Below are 13,177 nucleotides of genomic sequence, written 5' to 3'. Positions count from 1 at the left end.
TTGCGACCGAAAGATAGGGCATAATTCGATTTTTTATTGTATCTTTGTCAAGTACTGCGTATTCTGGCATAGGTGCAACTTATTGAAGTTTGGCGACTATAATATAGTGCTTCATTTTCAGGATGCGCTGTATTTTATTTATTTTACCGAATTTTTAACATCTCAAAATAAGTTTAGACAACTTCAATGAAAAAGAAACAAACCAATGACTCGACCAGAGTAAAGGGTTTTTACATCAACGAGCTTATCAGAGGATTTTTCGGAGAACAGAATGAGGGAAAGATGATGCTTCAGAAAATGGGACTTTCTCCTGATACCGTACCATTCAGTGTAGCCATTTTCCTTCAGAACCAACGCATATTTTGGTTTGATAAGGATGGTAATCGTGTCACCATTTCTTTTAAGCTGAAGCCTCATCAACTGGAGTGTTTCGGCACTTACCGGAAGAAAAGAAAGTCTATGAGGCTTTTCAGAGAGTGGGGAGAATATGAAGATCCTGAAGTAATCGCTCGTATTGAGTCGGGAGCCATTGGTGACTGTTGTATGAGATGTATTTACGAAAATTTGATTGAATAATATGGGCTGGATAATTTTTGTCGGCTATCTTTTCTGTGGAGTGATGTGTAACATTTTCTACCAGATTGAGAAGTCATCCACCAAAGGTAGCAAGGAACAGAAGATTGCTACCATAGTTATGTACTGCTTTGCAGGCTTGATTGGCCTCGGACTCCTAATCCTGGCGATGTACGCAATCGGATGGATTTGGTATTTCTTCTGTGGAGGCTTCCTCATATTTGAGGATCAGCCGTTCTGGGATAAGGTCGTGTGTGGCTTAATGTCCTTAGTCTTTCTCGGATTTATCTTCGGTTTCATTGCAGTTTGCTGTGGCTGGGATCCGGATAGCAGACGATGAAGCCAACAAATATTAGAGGGATTAACTTTTCTTCACAAACTGTGGAGGGTTAATCCCTCTATTATGTTATATCTGATAAAAGCAGTTTCATTCTCAACATAATATTATGGATATATCTAATGTAAAGGTCTATGACCTTAAAGAATCCGTTATTGCTTGCAGAAATGCAATGCGTCTGGAGGTTCCGGAATATACGGATGAAGAGTTTGAGGCAAGTTTGAAACGGGCCATAAAACTATGTGAAGCCTCTAAGGGGCCGGTCAAGTGTCACGCCAATTTCCGCACTGGTATTCGTGTCAGCTTCGATATAAAATACCCCAACTACATCTCTCCCGAAATGCAGCGTTACCACTGGTTTGACATCGTGACCTCATCATCCAAAATGCACCGCATAATGCAAATGGATTTCGACAAGTGCTGCAACCAATGGGTCACTCAGGAAACAATCGCTCAAATGAAGCGACTGATTGCCAAATACAATGAGGACAAGTCCGAAGAGAACTTTATGACTGTTCTTTCCAACTGCCCCCAGGGTGTAATGCTCTTTATGAGAGTTTCTACCAACTATGAGCAGCTTCGCACAATCTACCTCCAGCGCAAGAGCCACAAACTCCCTGAGTGGAGAATGTTCTGTGAATGGATTGCCACTCTTCCTTATGCCAAGGAGTTAATAATTTGCGAATAATCTGCAATCTAAGTATATCGGAGTAATTTTTATACTGAAAGGCATTGCATTTTTTCGTAATTTTGCAGTGTCTTTCAGTTCTAAAGCAAAAACCAAAAATATGAATAGACAAAGACGAAGTGTTCTTCATGCCGTTCTTGACGGTTTAGCAAGACTGAGAGACCCGGTTGATAAGGCAGAGGCCCTGAAAATTCTTCAGAAAGCTCAATCTGATGTTCAGAAATGTGCCGATGAAGAGGAAGAAGCTCTTGATAACCGGCCCGAATCATTCCAGTGGTCTGCTGCCAATGATGCGATGACCGACAATGTGTCTGACCTCACTGATGCCAGTGGAGATCTGGAGGTGCTTATCGAAAACTGTCAATCTGCCGATAAGTTTTCGTACCAATCGGTCAAAAGTGACGTTATTAAGATAGTGAACACCATCAAACAGACTATTCATAGATGAACCAGGAACAACTCGCAGACAGAATAAAGGAAGCTGTAAATGGAGCTGCCTATACAGGTAGTTTGACAGCTTATGCCGTACAATCCATAGAGTTATCAAGAAGTAACTATCCAGTCCAAAATCTTATCATATTTTGTCAAGATATGAACTTGAAATTTGTGATGACAGATTTGGCTACTGAGGATCGCTTCTATCCCGATTCTGTGCTTGGTGTTCACAAGGTGTTGGATTTGCTTATGAGACGCTACCAAGTCGATCCTAAGTTAGTCTATCGAAAGACCGGAATACATTATACCCCTCCCAAATCTTTCATTCCAGAAGATCTGGAACGAATGAAAGAAGAGGCAGAGGGGCGTAAATATGTCATTCCACTTTCCATCAAAACCTTGTTGGCCGTCTGTGAGGTGATTCATTGTGATTTGACGTTTGACCCAAAATGATGAAAGCAGTGTCATAATATGATCAATATTTATGGCAACTAAGAAAGAGGTTCTTCAAAAATCTCAGGAAGCAATCGCAAACTACTTCCAATTATCAAAGTTTTTATTCAGTGAGGATGCTCCTTACGACGTAAATGAAATTCCACAAGACAGCCCATTCTATGAGAGTGCAAAAGCTATCTCAGATGAGATGGAGCTGGATTGGAAAAATATGTCGCATGAGGACAGCAATCGAGTTATGATCAATATGCTCGCAGATGCTTTTGCCGCTATTGAGCCGGATGAGCATTACGATGCAGTCCTGACCATCTCCTTCAAAAAAGCTGAATAATATGGGCCTGGCCGATACAGTTCAATTTACACTACGCCCTAAAGACTTGGAGAAAGCGAGTGATATGTTTGGTATTGAGATTGCCTTGCTGGAACGCCTCAACGCCCAGCGACTTCTCAATGCCACATACATTCGCAATCTCTTAATCAGGGCCGACTACGAAAGACTGACAAGCGGATTGCATTGGCTGGAACATCAGGACAAGAATTATAACTTCCCTGAAGTGTTGAGAGCGTTATCGCGCGAATACAATATAAGCCAACAAAGTCTCAAAGACATTCTTCACGGAAAGAATGAATCACTCTTGTTCTGTAACCGTTGTGGCCGACGCATTGGTAAGGCTCAGTATAACAGGACAAAAGGTTTCTGTTCCAACTGCTTCTCAGACACGTTGGAACTATAATTGATTAAAAGCAGTATTTATATGAACGCGACATTCCAAATCCAACAATTATGGCAATATTTAGGGGTTCAGGATGACGAAATCCTAATCATTCGACATTACAACCAGTCTGATGATAAAGATGAGTTCTTAATCGTTGAAGCAACCCAGAATGGTCTCACAATCACCACAACTGACACTCTTCCGGAGCTGAGAACTGACATGAAGTTCCAAATCGTTCAGCAACGTGACTCATCCGGGAAGTTCATAATCCCATCAGTAACTCAGTTAATCAATGACAAGGTTAGCGATTATTAACCAAAATAAATAGGCTTTTTAAGATTTATTAATAAATCTTTCTGAAGGCTCTGCACTATTACTCGGTGCAGGGCCTTTTTGTATGCCCTCAAATGATAACAGCAATATATTATGGCACAAAGAATAAAAACTAACATCAAGTTCTACAAAGGGCTTGAAAATGTTGCAGACCGGCTCTATGGTTTCGTCACCAAGACCAACGGAAGTTGGAAAGGGTGTCGGGAAACTGAGAGCAAGAAAAAAATCGTGTTCGTAGATCCGTCTATCGCAAAAGACATCATCCCCAATATGCTTTATAGCTGCACTCTGATGCCAATGCGTAGCGAGACTGGCTTCATAGCCAAATCTGCAACCATTCTCCGGTTCCCCGCCACCATTAAAACCATTTGCCGCAAAAACGTATTCGTTGTGCGCATAACTTTTGGTAACAAAGAAATCATCTACGACCCCTCCAGCAAGGAGAAGCGTAAGAATGACATTCAAGTTATCGCCCAGCTTCTTCGTGGTAGAAATGACCTTGAAAACGCCATTGCCACTGCCGAAGATTTCATTGACAATGCCTTTATGGTTAGAAGGCTTTACGAACAATCTCAGGGCAATGTTTGAAGAAGGAATGTCAAGTAATGAGCTGCTTGATGAGTATCGCTTAGACCTTGCAGATATTCAGGAAAAGACTGTCCGTTTCGACAACTCTGAATATGTCACACGATATTTATGGAAACGCCATAAACAGCCAACTGTGATTCTGACCAAAGTCTTTACCTCGTTTCGTGGTAACAGCTATCTCGGAATACTCATCTACTTTCAGACTGGCGCCGGCAAATCTAAGAAATGGGATTGGTCATCATTCCATATCGGTCTGATGAATACTGGCAAGGGCATATCAGCTATTGCCTTTTATACTGAGAGCAGACAAGCTATCAAATTCAATCCTCATTTCTTTCATCGCTATAAAGAGCGATTTATGGAGGTTTGTGACTGGCAGATCAGAGGTCAACTCACAACTTCAAAAAACATTATTGATGTGATTGCTATCTATATGAAGCGCAACCTGACGATGACTTGGATCGAAACCAAATCGGTCTTTCGTAACAAGATTCACATATTCGGCCCGGTCAATGATGGTGTAGCTCTGCTTCAGTGGGATAAGCAACGCAAACTGCTTCAGGCAAACACATTTGTAACCATGAATATGCTGGATGAGAAGCAGACCGAAATGGTGAAGTATGCCAAAATATACTTTTCTCTCTCCAAAGCACAAAGAAAGAAATTCCGTTTCCCGGATTTCATCTCAAATGATTAACGCAGTGTAACATAACTATCTTAATATGATTAGTCTCAATGAGGGTATCGCAGTTGACGCGGCCCATTCAATGAAGAATCGTAAGACAGAATTTCAGGGAGTTGACCTGAATACTGGGAAAACGCTATTCTATTCCGATTTGGGTAATCAGACCATTAATATCGGTGAGTTCCTTGCGATAGTTGAGGCTGTCAAATACATCATTGACAATGACTTTCAGCCTAAAGTCATTTTCTCAGACAGTACGACCGCTATAAGTTGGTTCAAGAATAAACGTACTGCATCCGGCAAGCGTAATGCGAGACTGATGAAAGCTGAAATATACCTAAGAGCTATGGCTTATTGGGTGGATGAGATTAAGGTAGTGAAATGGGATAACAGAGCCTGGGGAGAAATCCCAGCAGACTTCGGTAATAAATGATATGATACGCCATATAATTGAAGCCTATGGTATAGGTGCCCTATCTATGCAACAGCTATTCAATTCTTTTAGAGAAGAGCCTCGTGAAATCATTGATGTAGAATATGAAGATCTTTCAGACCAAATCGAGAATAATCAACTGCCTGCATCAGAACCCAATATAACAGAACCCCTTTTAATACCTTCCGATTATGCTGATTCAGATAACGAATAAATGCCACGAAGAATGCGCTCATTGTATGCACTGCTCCAACCCTAATGGAGAACACATGAGCGAAGCCACTTTCAAAAACGCCCTGAGATTTGGACAATTCTTAGGTGCAAGTGCCTATATCATAACTGGTGGAGAGCCGACAGAGCATCCTCAGTTCTCAGAGTTCTGTCAGTATCTTGACCGCTTTGTCAAACAAAGTAAGACTCCTGGAGGCTTTACAGTGACCTCAAATGGCACTTGGTTCCCGGAGCGCTCTGAAGAAATGATAAAACTTGCAAAGCTCCAATCTTATGTAGGTATGCAAGTTTATACTAATCCAAAGTGGTATAAAGATGCCTCATTCATCATTGAGCACAGCAAAGAACTCAGTGCCATACCAAAGATTATTCTTACTACTGATGAAATCAGAAGTATGCAGGACTTAGGTAGGGCCAAAACAAATGAGCAGGCTCAGAAAGAAATAGCAGACAATCCTCACTATATGTCTTGTCTGAATGGGCACTTGCTTTTCAAACAAACAAGTCCAACCAGAAAACTAACTGGATTGGATCATACACCGGGAGTGATGTGCAAGCCTTGTATTGACTACAAAGGCAATGTGCATCTTTCAGAATCCTGCCTATGCCCTTCATTCGGAAATGTCAATGATGATTATATGCTTGACATTTTCAACAATCTCAGGGAGGCTAAACCGTGTTGTCAGTGTGCTTTAGGAAAGAAGTTCCTGAAGTCGGACAATATCAAGATTGTGGTGGCCCGTAACTTATTAGGTTTTAAGGAGGAAGAAAAATGAGAGTCAAATATTATGACATCTTCGGAATGAGAGGTCAGATTAAGATGTCTGTCAATCCACCTCAATGTATTGTTGATGCCAACTTCCACATTGTGCTGGATGGTGTAGTTCATCAATATGTCGGTATCGGCTGGGTGCAAGTGCGTGATGCCACTCCTGAAGATGAGAACCTTCCCCAAGTGTTCTCACCTCACTGCTCTCAGTGCAAGCATTACGATGTCCTTAAAGACAAGAAAATGTATTGTTTCAAATCTCATAAGTGTATAACGGCACGAAAAAGACCGTGCAAAGACTACTCAGAACAATGAAAAAGCAACTTGTAACTTCCGTAGATGTGGCTGGTGTTCCTCGCGGTTTTGATGGCTTAATGGAGCTGTGTGTCATTGGCGAAGTATATTATACTCGTCGAACAAAAATCCTGAAACGCCTTGTGCGTAAGGTTATACATAAGGTTGAAGTTCCTCTGGATTACTTTACCTCTGTTGAAGCAGCCAAGGCAGAAGCTCGCCGGCAGATGGATGCGTTTGTAAAAGAATACTATCGTAACCACTAATCGTATGAAAAAGAAAATAGCGGCTCTACTTAGGAAATGGGCAAATAAACTCAACCCACAAGTCATTACTTGTCATGGTGAAGATCCCCGTGAATGTTACTACATACCAATCAAATCGGTTTACAAAATCACCCCAGTACAATGTGGCTATATTTTCCCACATAAATTTGGGGAAATCGTCGATCCTGACAATATCCCGCAATGCCAAAAGGAATGGGCCTATCGGCATATAGCTGAAGAGTTTGCTAAACATTTCCTTGAAAGTAATATCATCACATTCAACATCAGAAAGGCTTATAACAATGAGGTGATGTTGGAAGGTGAAATGTATGTCGGTGTAAAACAAGATAGACAATGAATGAAAACTTCTATCTTTCAATAGATGAGCTTTGCACGTTAGAGCAGACGGATGCTTTGCTGACTTTAGGGATGGGAACTGAGCGATTGTACTATGAAGAGCAATCGGGTCACTTCCTATTCCCTCTCAGCTCCGCAATAAAATGGATCAGGGAGAACAAGGGTATTAATATTCGTGCCAATTATCGCTTTATAGGCCGTGATTGGTTTGCTGATTGGTTAAACCTCAGCACTTCTGAATATGATGATACCGATGAATACTATCCCACAAAAGAAGCTGCTGAATCGGCAATGCTGTCTTTTGTCTTAACCCAGTTCAATAACAATGAGTAAGAAAGCATTATTTGCAATGTTGAGTGCTGCTGCAATGATGGCTCAACATTCAGACAACTTTTATCGGTATGGTGAGCGCAAGCGTTATCCTGTGCTGGATTCTGGTAATGGCTTTTCTAAAACCCTTCCCAGGGCCGTAGATAGCCGTCAGTTGCGTGAATTTTCAATCAAAGGACACAAGGTTATGGCATATTCCAAAAAGGATGCCATAACTCGTCTGAAACACCAGAAGAAAATATGAGCGTAGAAATAAAACATAGAAATGGTGGTGTCACTATTGTGCATGACTTATCGGTTTTAGATGATATATTAGAAGCTGATAGAAAATTTAATGCTGCAAGTGATGCTTTCCATGCCAAATTGATGGCAATGGGCGTAAAAGCATATAGGTGTAATGATGGCTGGGTAGATAGAGAGAACCATATTGTAACCTTTTTCGCAGATGAAAGAGAACCTGGATATTATTGGGGGAACAGAAATCTGAAAAATGGCGATAAGATTTTTCTCAGGGGCATAGGCGATAGTGGGCAATTTGCTCTGGTAGATTGTATGGTCGAAATTGGCTCATACAGTGTTAAATATCATTATATTCTGACAGACGAGTTCTTAGATGAAAATGGCATTTTTCATAATTCTCTAATCACCCCTCCTAAGATGAGTCATAAGAAATTTCGGAAGATGATCAATCGGATAACTGAAAGGTTTATCTCCAAAAAACAAAAGAAATAATAAGTCAGATGAAGCAGATAATATACTCCACGGGATTCTTCGAGACCGATCTCACTATTGAGCATCCAGCAGAAATGCCTGACTATAATGCTCCATATAAAGCCATTGTGTAATCACCTAAATATATGCTTCGGAAAACCTCTCAATGTTTAACGAAATTCGTGATTGAAGAGGGAGATTATATGATTTTGTGTGAATTAAATGCGAAAGCCAATAAAGCACTTCTTGACCTAAGAGATAACCTAATTACACTTGATGAGTGTCACATTGTCTGTAATAAGTTAAAACGCTTTCGTGAAATGTATGAGAAAGCGAAAAACAATTATTCAGAACCTTGTGAGAATGTGTGGTATATCGAAATAGCAGATGAAACAAGTCGTGGCTGTCAAGCTCTCTATCGTTTTAATGATGGAGTAGTTAGCAGCGAGCAATCTTGTAAAGTAGGAGAAATATTGGAACTAAAATATGACCCAATGTATTCTCAGTTTTCACCTATCAAAATTGTCACTAACAATGGCTAATAACAACTACTCAAATCCTTATGATGGGATTCTTAAAGTAAATCAGCTTTCCTCATACACTAAAGAGGATTCTTATAAAAATGCTGGGCCAATTCAAATAGCTAAAGATGAACCAACCTCAATAGTTATGCTGGGATATATCTCGCGTGATGCTGCCGGCAGATTAAAACTTACCCATTCTCATCCCAGTATGGCAATAAACTTTAACTTGTTGCCTCCAGACTTATTCCCAGAGGTTCAATACGGTTCGGAGCCTCTTTATGTTGAGATCAGAATAAGTCCGTTCTTAAATATAAAAACTCCTGAGCAAATCAAAGAGCAGACTGAATTTCAGGAACGGATTTTATGCAATCCTGACCGGCCTACTGATGAAGAAATATGGAGAGATTTAACTGGTGAGATTCCTTTGAAGGAGGAAGAGGAATTTGAGACACCCATTCCAAAATATAAGGTTGGTGATCGGATGTATATCAAATATCTCAATATGGTCGGAACAATAGATATTGTTATGGGCTATAATGAGGAAGAAGATGGCATATTTTATCATCTAAAAGTTGAACCTGAAGGGGTTGCGACTGCCAGAGAAGAATATCTTACTCCTTATACCGAGACAGAAATAAGGAATAATAAATCTAATAAATTATAATATATGGGGAGCTATAATGGAGAAGGCTGTATCTCTGGCCTTCCAATCGAAAGTGGAGATCCTATTGGTGGTATAATCTGTGTAAGCACGAAAGATTATTCTGACAATGAAATGATTACTCCAGTTTGGCCAATAATATGGGGCCATTATGATGATTACGGAGGCATTGACTTGACTTCCGTAGATTCTGAACTCGAAGAATATTTTGGCAATAGAAAAAATCTTCTTCGAGATTTAGAACGTGTGACTCACGATTGTAGGCATCAAATTGAAGATGGTATTCCTGAAGATATTTGTTTGCTTATTGAGCATGAGGATGTTCTGAAAACCATAATTACTCAGGGTAATCCTAAAACGATAGAAGAAAGTTTCAAAGCAGGTCAACCAATGTATCGACTGAATTTTAAGCCTTCAGGTTTTCAATGTCGGGGAGATAACATATATCATAAGAGATGGTCTTATTTTGATAATGACATCTTCCTTAAATGCTTTAGGAACCACTGTAAAGGGGGCTTGCCTCAGAATAAACAAGAGGCTTACTTCGATACGATAGCATTTTATATGTCATTATATGAGAATCATATTTTCCTAAAATGGCAACGATTTGCTGGTTGGCAACATCCTGGCCGTAAAAGTGCTATCTGGAAAAAATTAATTTCGGTTTATAAAAAATTAACCCGTTAAGTATAATGGAAAATTATGAGTTAAAGCCAATCGTTTCCAGTATTCTTCAATTTCTTGAAGATACTACTGGGTGTTATTTGAAAGATTTGGAGGGTCAAATATCTTTCAAAGGCTCAATCGGAAGATACTGTAACACAAAAGATCTTTTCACAATCAATAACTATATTCAGAGTGGTGATTATGAGATTGCCTACGAAAAGGAAATTACCTTCCTCAAAAATCTCATTTCTGAAATCCGTTTTTCTCACAGAATGGATGAGTTAGTTCAAGATTGTGAAGCAGTTGGTAATGCTCTTCTGAAAGCTCATCATATTTTCAAAGAGTATGTAGCGTGGACTGCTGAAGAGAAAATTCGTTTCCGGGAGTATCTATTCAACAATAAGTTTCTTAAAGAGGAAGAAAAAACAGAGGATTTTCTCAATAAATTCAGCTATGAATGGGTGGATGCAGCCAAAAAATCAGTTCAATCTAAGCTGCTTCAGCTTTATAATTTTGGCAAGGCTTCTAACACCACTCTCAGCATAGGCCATACGGTGCCATATTCTATTTCTGACGCACTTTGTATCTCAGATAATATAAACCTCTGCATCGGCGCCAATAAGGGCGAAAACGAGGATGTCTGCTATGCTCGACTCGCATTGAAAATTGACAGAGAGTTGGCTTTCTCTCACTTCATCATTACAATCCAGTATAAAGATAGGATATGGCTTGTAACAGATAAACCAGCCATGCCCAATCCCCAGTTTCGTGAAAATTCAAGAAACCCATATCGTTGGCGTGAAGAGGCTTTTGAGAATATCCAGCTTCCTTATGGACTGCTGGATGATATAGCAGAATGGCGTAAAGAGTCAAAAGCCATTGCTAAGGAAAATAGTTCTGAGGTCTATATCAAATCTATTAGAGATTTCTTGCCTCCGGCCTCCAAAATTCTGATCAAGCTGATTATCGAGGAACTGATATACAACGTCATTCCTATGAAGCAGCATAACTTAAAGAAAATTGGATTTGCCAGAGAAACTATCAAACTTCTTGGTGCTGGTAACGAACAGGTTGCTGACAATAATTATTTCAGTCAAACCAATAGGGAAGCTAATGAAGAGCGACTAAACAATATCATTTATCCGACCTCTACTGAACTTATCAAAATTGACCCGGCCAAAGCTGTGGCTCAATATGTGGAAGCTGGAGAATTATGTACTGAAGATGAGGTACGAAAGATTGCTCTCTGGTCTCAGAAAGAAGAAATGCGCCGGCACAAGCAAAAACTATTGAATGACGCATATACTCGTGAAAGGATGAGAGCTGATGAAGAAGAGCTGAATAAGGTATTGTTTGATAATATCGAAAATCTTTATGAAGTCATCTTCTCAGCAGATACAGTTTATATGTGCATAGAGGATGAAAAAGCTAAATGCTTTGGGGCACCGGCTGGAATTGCGATATTCCAGATATTTGATGCCAGCCTTTTTAAGTCATCATATTCTCAACAATATCTCACAAACTATCATATCAATAAGTTTAGAGATATGTCTCACGTAGCAAACTGTATCGTATGTGATTGCGAGAACCCGGTTAATCTTCAGTTGAAAGTCTTTACCTATAAAGAACTCTGCGGGATTCTTAGAATAAAACGAGAGCAGCTACCATACACTTTCCAAAATTATATCAGTAATTATTATATGCCTTATTGCGGCAACACAATTTTGGATAATGTCAATCCGGAATATATGGTTTGTGATCCTCGAAGCAGAGAGCATAGAAACTCCTATTCAATAGGTGTTCCCTTGAATAAACGTTGTTTCAACAAGCTCCGAAAGAAATACTGGAAGTATGAGAAGAGTCTTGTAACCATTAACTACGGGAAAGGTACATTAACCATTCAAAAATATCAATAAGATATGGCTAAAAAGATAAAAGAACTTGATTCTATGACTCTTTCAGAAATAAAAAATCTGAAAGAAAAGATGGAGGATGAAATTCGTGAAGCTATATGGGCAATCGAGAAAAAGTATAAAGCCAAATATGAATTTGGTCAACTGGGAGTAGATACCCACACATCTTTTAGTGATATGGAGGAAAAACCGTATCTGTACGTTGACGTGAAATTTTACTATGATGAAGAAGAAGTCTAATAGTGATCGTCAATTCCGAAAATATCCACAAACTGTAGTGATACGTTGTCCGTGCTGTCAACAAGTGTATTACGTTATGCCTTGGTTTGACGCAAATGGGGAAGCTGAATATCGCTGCAACTGTGGCTATCGGAGTAAAATAAAACTTGCTAAATACCCAAATGGATAAAAATATATCTAACAAGAAACCTGCAATTTGTGGCGGGTGTCAAAAGGAATTATACCCACTACCAATCCTATCTCCAGTTGTTAATGATGAGTTGTGGGAACAGTGTCTAAGTTATTACAACCTATCTGAAAATAGACCGGGGCCACAGCTCTCAGCTATGACCCCACAATATATCTGTGCAGAATGTATGGAAAAGGCACTTGGACGCAAACTAACTCTGAAAGACTTGAAAACCGTACCCTTTAATGTCTATTTCAATCTTTATTACTTTCATAATGTGCCTTTTGATACAGTGGTAAACATTCGTAATCACGCAAAACAATACATTAATAAGGCACCACAATTCAAGACACCAGGGTTACAAACAGAGATGAACTTTATCGCTGGTGTGGCAATGCCATTTCTTCATTCTGACCTTGCCGGATATGCAAAATCATTGTTGGCTTTGCTGTCTGATGATGAATTAACTGAAGAGTTAAAGCGTCGAGACAAAGAGCGCCAAGCTCAATATCCTCGTGGCGCTCATTGTCGTGATTGCAAACATTGTGGAGAAGGCCATACTTTCAAACATCACTTATGGACTACAACGGTTTGTTTTGCCAAACCTAAACCAAAGATGGGACCAAACCACTATTATGCGACCTCTTTATCTTGTAAGATTTACGATAAATTTGAACCAAAATGAGCAAACTAATAGCAATTTGGAAAATCTTGTGGTCTCACCAGTATGCAGTATTCACTTTCAAAGAAGCTGCACCTGACCCAACATGGTTGACCGTGCCCACTTTTTCGTGGGTGGTATCGA

At 39.8% G+C, this 13,177-nt stretch carries 25 protein-coding genes; all 25 read left to right on the top strand.

The genetic code is table 11. From position 1 onward, the window contains the following. The first annotated feature begins 186 nt into the window (after nucleotides 1–186). Entirely contained in the window at nucleotides 187–576 is a 390-nt protein-coding gene (locus tag E5331_RS12965) for a hypothetical protein (RefSeq protein ID WP_123484870.1), read from the top strand. Between the two features lies 1 nt (nucleotide 577). After that, nucleotides 578–913 carry a hypothetical protein gene (locus E5331_RS12960; protein WP_121698757.1) on the top strand — a complete coding sequence of 112 codons (336 nt, stop codon included), beginning with the start codon at nucleotides 578–580 and terminating at the stop codon, nucleotides 911–913. A gap of 106 nt (nucleotides 914–1,019) precedes the next feature. Then, nucleotides 1,020–1,598, top strand: a complete 579-nt coding sequence (locus tag E5331_RS12955; RefSeq protein WP_121698756.1) for a hypothetical protein — start codon at nucleotides 1,020–1,022, stop codon at nucleotides 1,596–1,598. Between the two features lie 100 nt (nucleotides 1,599–1,698). Continuing rightward, nucleotides 1,699–2,046: a hypothetical protein gene (locus tag E5331_RS12950; RefSeq protein WP_123484869.1), complete on the top strand. Its 348-nt coding sequence runs from the start codon at nucleotides 1,699–1,701 to the stop codon at nucleotides 2,044–2,046. Then, on the top strand, nucleotides 2,043–2,486 hold the full coding sequence (locus E5331_RS12945) for a hypothetical protein (RefSeq protein WP_123484868.1): 444 nt from the start codon (nucleotides 2,043–2,045) through the stop codon (nucleotides 2,484–2,486). Before E5331_RS12950 ends, E5331_RS12945 begins: the two co-directional genes overlap by 4 nt. A gap of 31 nt (nucleotides 2,487–2,517) precedes the next feature. After that, nucleotides 2,518–2,817, top strand: coding sequence for a hypothetical protein (locus E5331_RS12940; RefSeq protein ID WP_135985320.1), 300 nt, complete (start codon nucleotides 2,518–2,520; stop codon nucleotides 2,815–2,817). 1 nt (nucleotide 2,818) lies between these two features. After that, the gene (locus tag E5331_RS12935; protein ID WP_121698752.1) at nucleotides 2,819–3,220 is read left to right on the top strand and encodes a hypothetical protein; all 402 of its coding nucleotides are present in this window, start codon (nucleotides 2,819–2,821) and stop codon (nucleotides 3,218–3,220) included. Nucleotides 3,221–3,241: 21 nt separating this feature from the next. Next, complete coding sequence (locus E5331_RS12930; RefSeq protein ID WP_123484865.1) at nucleotides 3,242–3,517, top strand: hypothetical protein; 276 nt, start codon at nucleotides 3,242–3,244, stop codon at nucleotides 3,515–3,517. A 111-nt stretch (nucleotides 3,518–3,628) separates the two neighbouring features. Next, nucleotides 3,629–4,123 carry a hypothetical protein gene (locus E5331_RS12925; protein WP_121698750.1) on the top strand — a complete coding sequence of 165 codons (495 nt, stop codon included), beginning with the start codon at nucleotides 3,629–3,631 and terminating at the stop codon, nucleotides 4,121–4,123. Next, a complete protein-coding gene (locus E5331_RS12920) occupies nucleotides 4,116–4,820 on the top strand; it encodes a hypothetical protein (protein ID WP_135985318.1) in 705 nt (234 codons plus the stop codon). The genes E5331_RS12925 and E5331_RS12920 overlap by 8 nt, the downstream gene beginning before the upstream one ends. Nucleotides 4,821–4,845: 25 nt before the next feature. After that, nucleotides 4,846–5,241, top strand: coding sequence for a ribonuclease H family protein (locus E5331_RS12915; protein ID WP_121698748.1), 396 nt, complete (start codon nucleotides 4,846–4,848; stop codon nucleotides 5,239–5,241). A 1-nt stretch (nucleotide 5,242) separates the two neighbouring features. Further along, nucleotides 5,243–5,455, top strand: a complete 213-nt coding sequence (locus tag E5331_RS12910; RefSeq protein WP_135985316.1) for a hypothetical protein — start codon at nucleotides 5,243–5,245, stop codon at nucleotides 5,453–5,455. Further along, a complete protein-coding gene (locus E5331_RS12905; protein ID WP_338033522.1) occupies nucleotides 5,433–6,248 on the top strand; it encodes a radical SAM protein in 816 nt (271 codons plus the stop codon). Before E5331_RS12910 ends, E5331_RS12905 begins: the two co-directional genes overlap by 23 nt. Then, the gene (locus tag E5331_RS12900; protein WP_135985312.1) at nucleotides 6,245–6,556 is read left to right on the top strand and encodes a hypothetical protein; all 312 of its coding nucleotides are present in this window, start codon (nucleotides 6,245–6,247) and stop codon (nucleotides 6,554–6,556) included. Before E5331_RS12905 ends, E5331_RS12900 begins: the two co-directional genes overlap by 4 nt. Next, a complete protein-coding gene (locus tag E5331_RS12895; protein WP_135985310.1) occupies nucleotides 6,553–6,801 on the top strand; it encodes a hypothetical protein in 249 nt (82 codons plus the stop codon). The genes E5331_RS12900 and E5331_RS12895 overlap by 4 nt, the downstream gene beginning before the upstream one ends. 4 nt (nucleotides 6,802–6,805) lie before the next feature. Then, nucleotides 6,806–7,159 carry a hypothetical protein gene (locus E5331_RS12890; protein ID WP_135985308.1) on the top strand — a complete coding sequence of 118 codons (354 nt, stop codon included), beginning with the start codon at nucleotides 6,806–6,808 and terminating at the stop codon, nucleotides 7,157–7,159. Next, nucleotides 7,156–7,491 (top strand): hypothetical protein, encoded by a 336-nt coding sequence (locus tag E5331_RS12885; RefSeq protein WP_135985307.1) that lies wholly within the window; start codon nucleotides 7,156–7,158, stop codon nucleotides 7,489–7,491. Before E5331_RS12890 ends, E5331_RS12885 begins: the two co-directional genes overlap by 4 nt. Next, nucleotides 7,484–7,732 (top strand): hypothetical protein, encoded by a 249-nt coding sequence (locus E5331_RS12880; protein ID WP_135985305.1) that lies wholly within the window; start codon nucleotides 7,484–7,486, stop codon nucleotides 7,730–7,732. Before E5331_RS12885 ends, E5331_RS12880 begins: the two co-directional genes overlap by 8 nt. Continuing rightward, complete coding sequence (locus E5331_RS12875; RefSeq protein ID WP_135985303.1) at nucleotides 7,729–8,220, top strand: hypothetical protein; 492 nt, start codon at nucleotides 7,729–7,731, stop codon at nucleotides 8,218–8,220. The genes E5331_RS12880 and E5331_RS12875 overlap by 4 nt, the downstream gene beginning before the upstream one ends. A 161-nt stretch (nucleotides 8,221–8,381) precedes the next feature. Continuing rightward, a complete protein-coding gene (locus tag E5331_RS12870; RefSeq protein WP_135985301.1) occupies nucleotides 8,382–8,741 on the top strand; it encodes a hypothetical protein in 360 nt (119 codons plus the stop codon). Beyond that, a complete protein-coding gene (locus tag E5331_RS12865) occupies nucleotides 8,734–9,387 on the top strand; it encodes a hypothetical protein (RefSeq protein ID WP_135985299.1) in 654 nt (217 codons plus the stop codon). Before E5331_RS12870 ends, E5331_RS12865 begins: the two co-directional genes overlap by 8 nt. Nucleotides 9,388–9,390: 3 nt before the next feature. Further along, a complete protein-coding gene (locus E5331_RS12860) occupies nucleotides 9,391–10,071 on the top strand; it encodes a hypothetical protein (RefSeq protein ID WP_135985297.1) in 681 nt (226 codons plus the stop codon). Between the two features lie 5 nt (nucleotides 10,072–10,076). After that, nucleotides 10,077–11,966, top strand: a complete 1,890-nt coding sequence (locus E5331_RS12855) for a hypothetical protein (protein WP_135985295.1) — start codon at nucleotides 10,077–10,079, stop codon at nucleotides 11,964–11,966. Nucleotides 11,967–11,969: 3 nt separating this feature from the next. Beyond that, a complete protein-coding gene (locus E5331_RS12850; protein ID WP_135985293.1) occupies nucleotides 11,970–12,203 on the top strand; it encodes a hypothetical protein in 234 nt (77 codons plus the stop codon). Nucleotides 12,204–12,364: 161 nt separating this feature from the next. Continuing rightward, entirely contained in the window at nucleotides 12,365–13,057 is a 693-nt protein-coding gene (locus tag E5331_RS12845; protein WP_135985291.1) for a hypothetical protein, read from the top strand. Nucleotides 13,058–13,177 lie beyond the last annotated feature (120 nt).

This window comes from Lepagella muris (genome assembly GCF_004793975.1).
Classification (GTDB): Bacteria; Bacteroidota; Bacteroidia; order Bacteroidales; family Muribaculaceae; genus Lepagella; species Lepagella muris.
Note: the sequence above shows the minus strand (reverse complement) of the source record. Positions and strands in the feature narration are given on the sequence as shown.

What these genes read in the sequence shown, in the direction of transcription:
- E5331_RS12965 (WP_123484870.1), top strand. Translation starts at nt 187, where the DNA reads ATGAAAAAGAAACAAACCAATGACTCGACCAGAGTAAAGGGTTTTTAC.
- E5331_RS12960 (WP_121698757.1), top strand. Translation starts at nt 578, where the DNA reads ATGGGCTGGATAATTTTTGTCGGCTATCTTTTCTGTGGAGTGATGTGT.
- E5331_RS12955 (WP_121698756.1), top strand. Translation starts at nt 1,020, where the DNA reads ATGGATATATCTAATGTAAAGGTCTATGACCTTAAAGAATCCGTTATT.
- E5331_RS12950 (WP_123484869.1), top strand. Translation starts at nt 1,699, where the DNA reads ATGAATAGACAAAGACGAAGTGTTCTTCATGCCGTTCTTGACGGTTTA.
- E5331_RS12945 (WP_123484868.1), top strand. Translation starts at nt 2,043, where the DNA reads ATGAACCAGGAACAACTCGCAGACAGAATAAAGGAAGCTGTAAATGGA.
- E5331_RS12940 (WP_135985320.1), top strand. Translation starts at nt 2,518, where the DNA reads ATGGCAACTAAGAAAGAGGTTCTTCAAAAATCTCAGGAAGCAATCGCA.
- E5331_RS12935 (WP_121698752.1), top strand. Translation starts at nt 2,819, where the DNA reads ATGGGCCTGGCCGATACAGTTCAATTTACACTACGCCCTAAAGACTTG.
- E5331_RS12930 (WP_123484865.1), top strand. Translation starts at nt 3,242, where the DNA reads ATGAACGCGACATTCCAAATCCAACAATTATGGCAATATTTAGGGGTT.
- E5331_RS12925 (WP_121698750.1), top strand. Translation starts at nt 3,629, where the DNA reads ATGGCACAAAGAATAAAAACTAACATCAAGTTCTACAAAGGGCTTGAA.
- E5331_RS12920 (WP_135985318.1), top strand. Translation starts at nt 4,116, where the DNA reads ATGTTTGAAGAAGGAATGTCAAGTAATGAGCTGCTTGATGAGTATCGC.
- E5331_RS12915 (WP_121698748.1), top strand. Translation starts at nt 4,846, where the DNA reads ATGATTAGTCTCAATGAGGGTATCGCAGTTGACGCGGCCCATTCAATG.
- E5331_RS12910 (WP_135985316.1), top strand. Translation starts at nt 5,243, where the DNA reads ATGATACGCCATATAATTGAAGCCTATGGTATAGGTGCCCTATCTATG.
- E5331_RS12905 (WP_338033522.1), top strand. Translation starts at nt 5,433, where the DNA reads ATGCTGATTCAGATAACGAATAAATGCCACGAAGAATGCGCTCATTGT.
- E5331_RS12900 (WP_135985312.1), top strand. Translation starts at nt 6,245, where the DNA reads ATGAGAGTCAAATATTATGACATCTTCGGAATGAGAGGTCAGATTAAG.
- E5331_RS12895 (WP_135985310.1), top strand. Translation starts at nt 6,553, where the DNA reads ATGAAAAAGCAACTTGTAACTTCCGTAGATGTGGCTGGTGTTCCTCGC.
- E5331_RS12890 (WP_135985308.1), top strand. Translation starts at nt 6,806, where the DNA reads ATGAAAAAGAAAATAGCGGCTCTACTTAGGAAATGGGCAAATAAACTC.
- E5331_RS12885 (WP_135985307.1), top strand. Translation starts at nt 7,156, where the DNA reads ATGAATGAAAACTTCTATCTTTCAATAGATGAGCTTTGCACGTTAGAG.
- E5331_RS12880 (WP_135985305.1), top strand. Translation starts at nt 7,484, where the DNA reads ATGAGTAAGAAAGCATTATTTGCAATGTTGAGTGCTGCTGCAATGATG.
- E5331_RS12875 (WP_135985303.1), top strand. Translation starts at nt 7,729, where the DNA reads ATGAGCGTAGAAATAAAACATAGAAATGGTGGTGTCACTATTGTGCAT.
- E5331_RS12865 (WP_135985299.1), top strand. Translation starts at nt 8,734, where the DNA reads ATGGCTAATAACAACTACTCAAATCCTTATGATGGGATTCTTAAAGTA.
- E5331_RS12860 (WP_135985297.1), top strand. Translation starts at nt 9,391, where the DNA reads ATGGGGAGCTATAATGGAGAAGGCTGTATCTCTGGCCTTCCAATCGAA.
- E5331_RS12855 (WP_135985295.1), top strand. Translation starts at nt 10,077, where the DNA reads ATGGAAAATTATGAGTTAAAGCCAATCGTTTCCAGTATTCTTCAATTT.
- E5331_RS12850 (WP_135985293.1), top strand. Translation starts at nt 11,970, where the DNA reads ATGGCTAAAAAGATAAAAGAACTTGATTCTATGACTCTTTCAGAAATA.
- E5331_RS12845 (WP_135985291.1), top strand. Translation starts at nt 12,365, where the DNA reads ATGGATAAAAATATATCTAACAAGAAACCTGCAATTTGTGGCGGGTGT.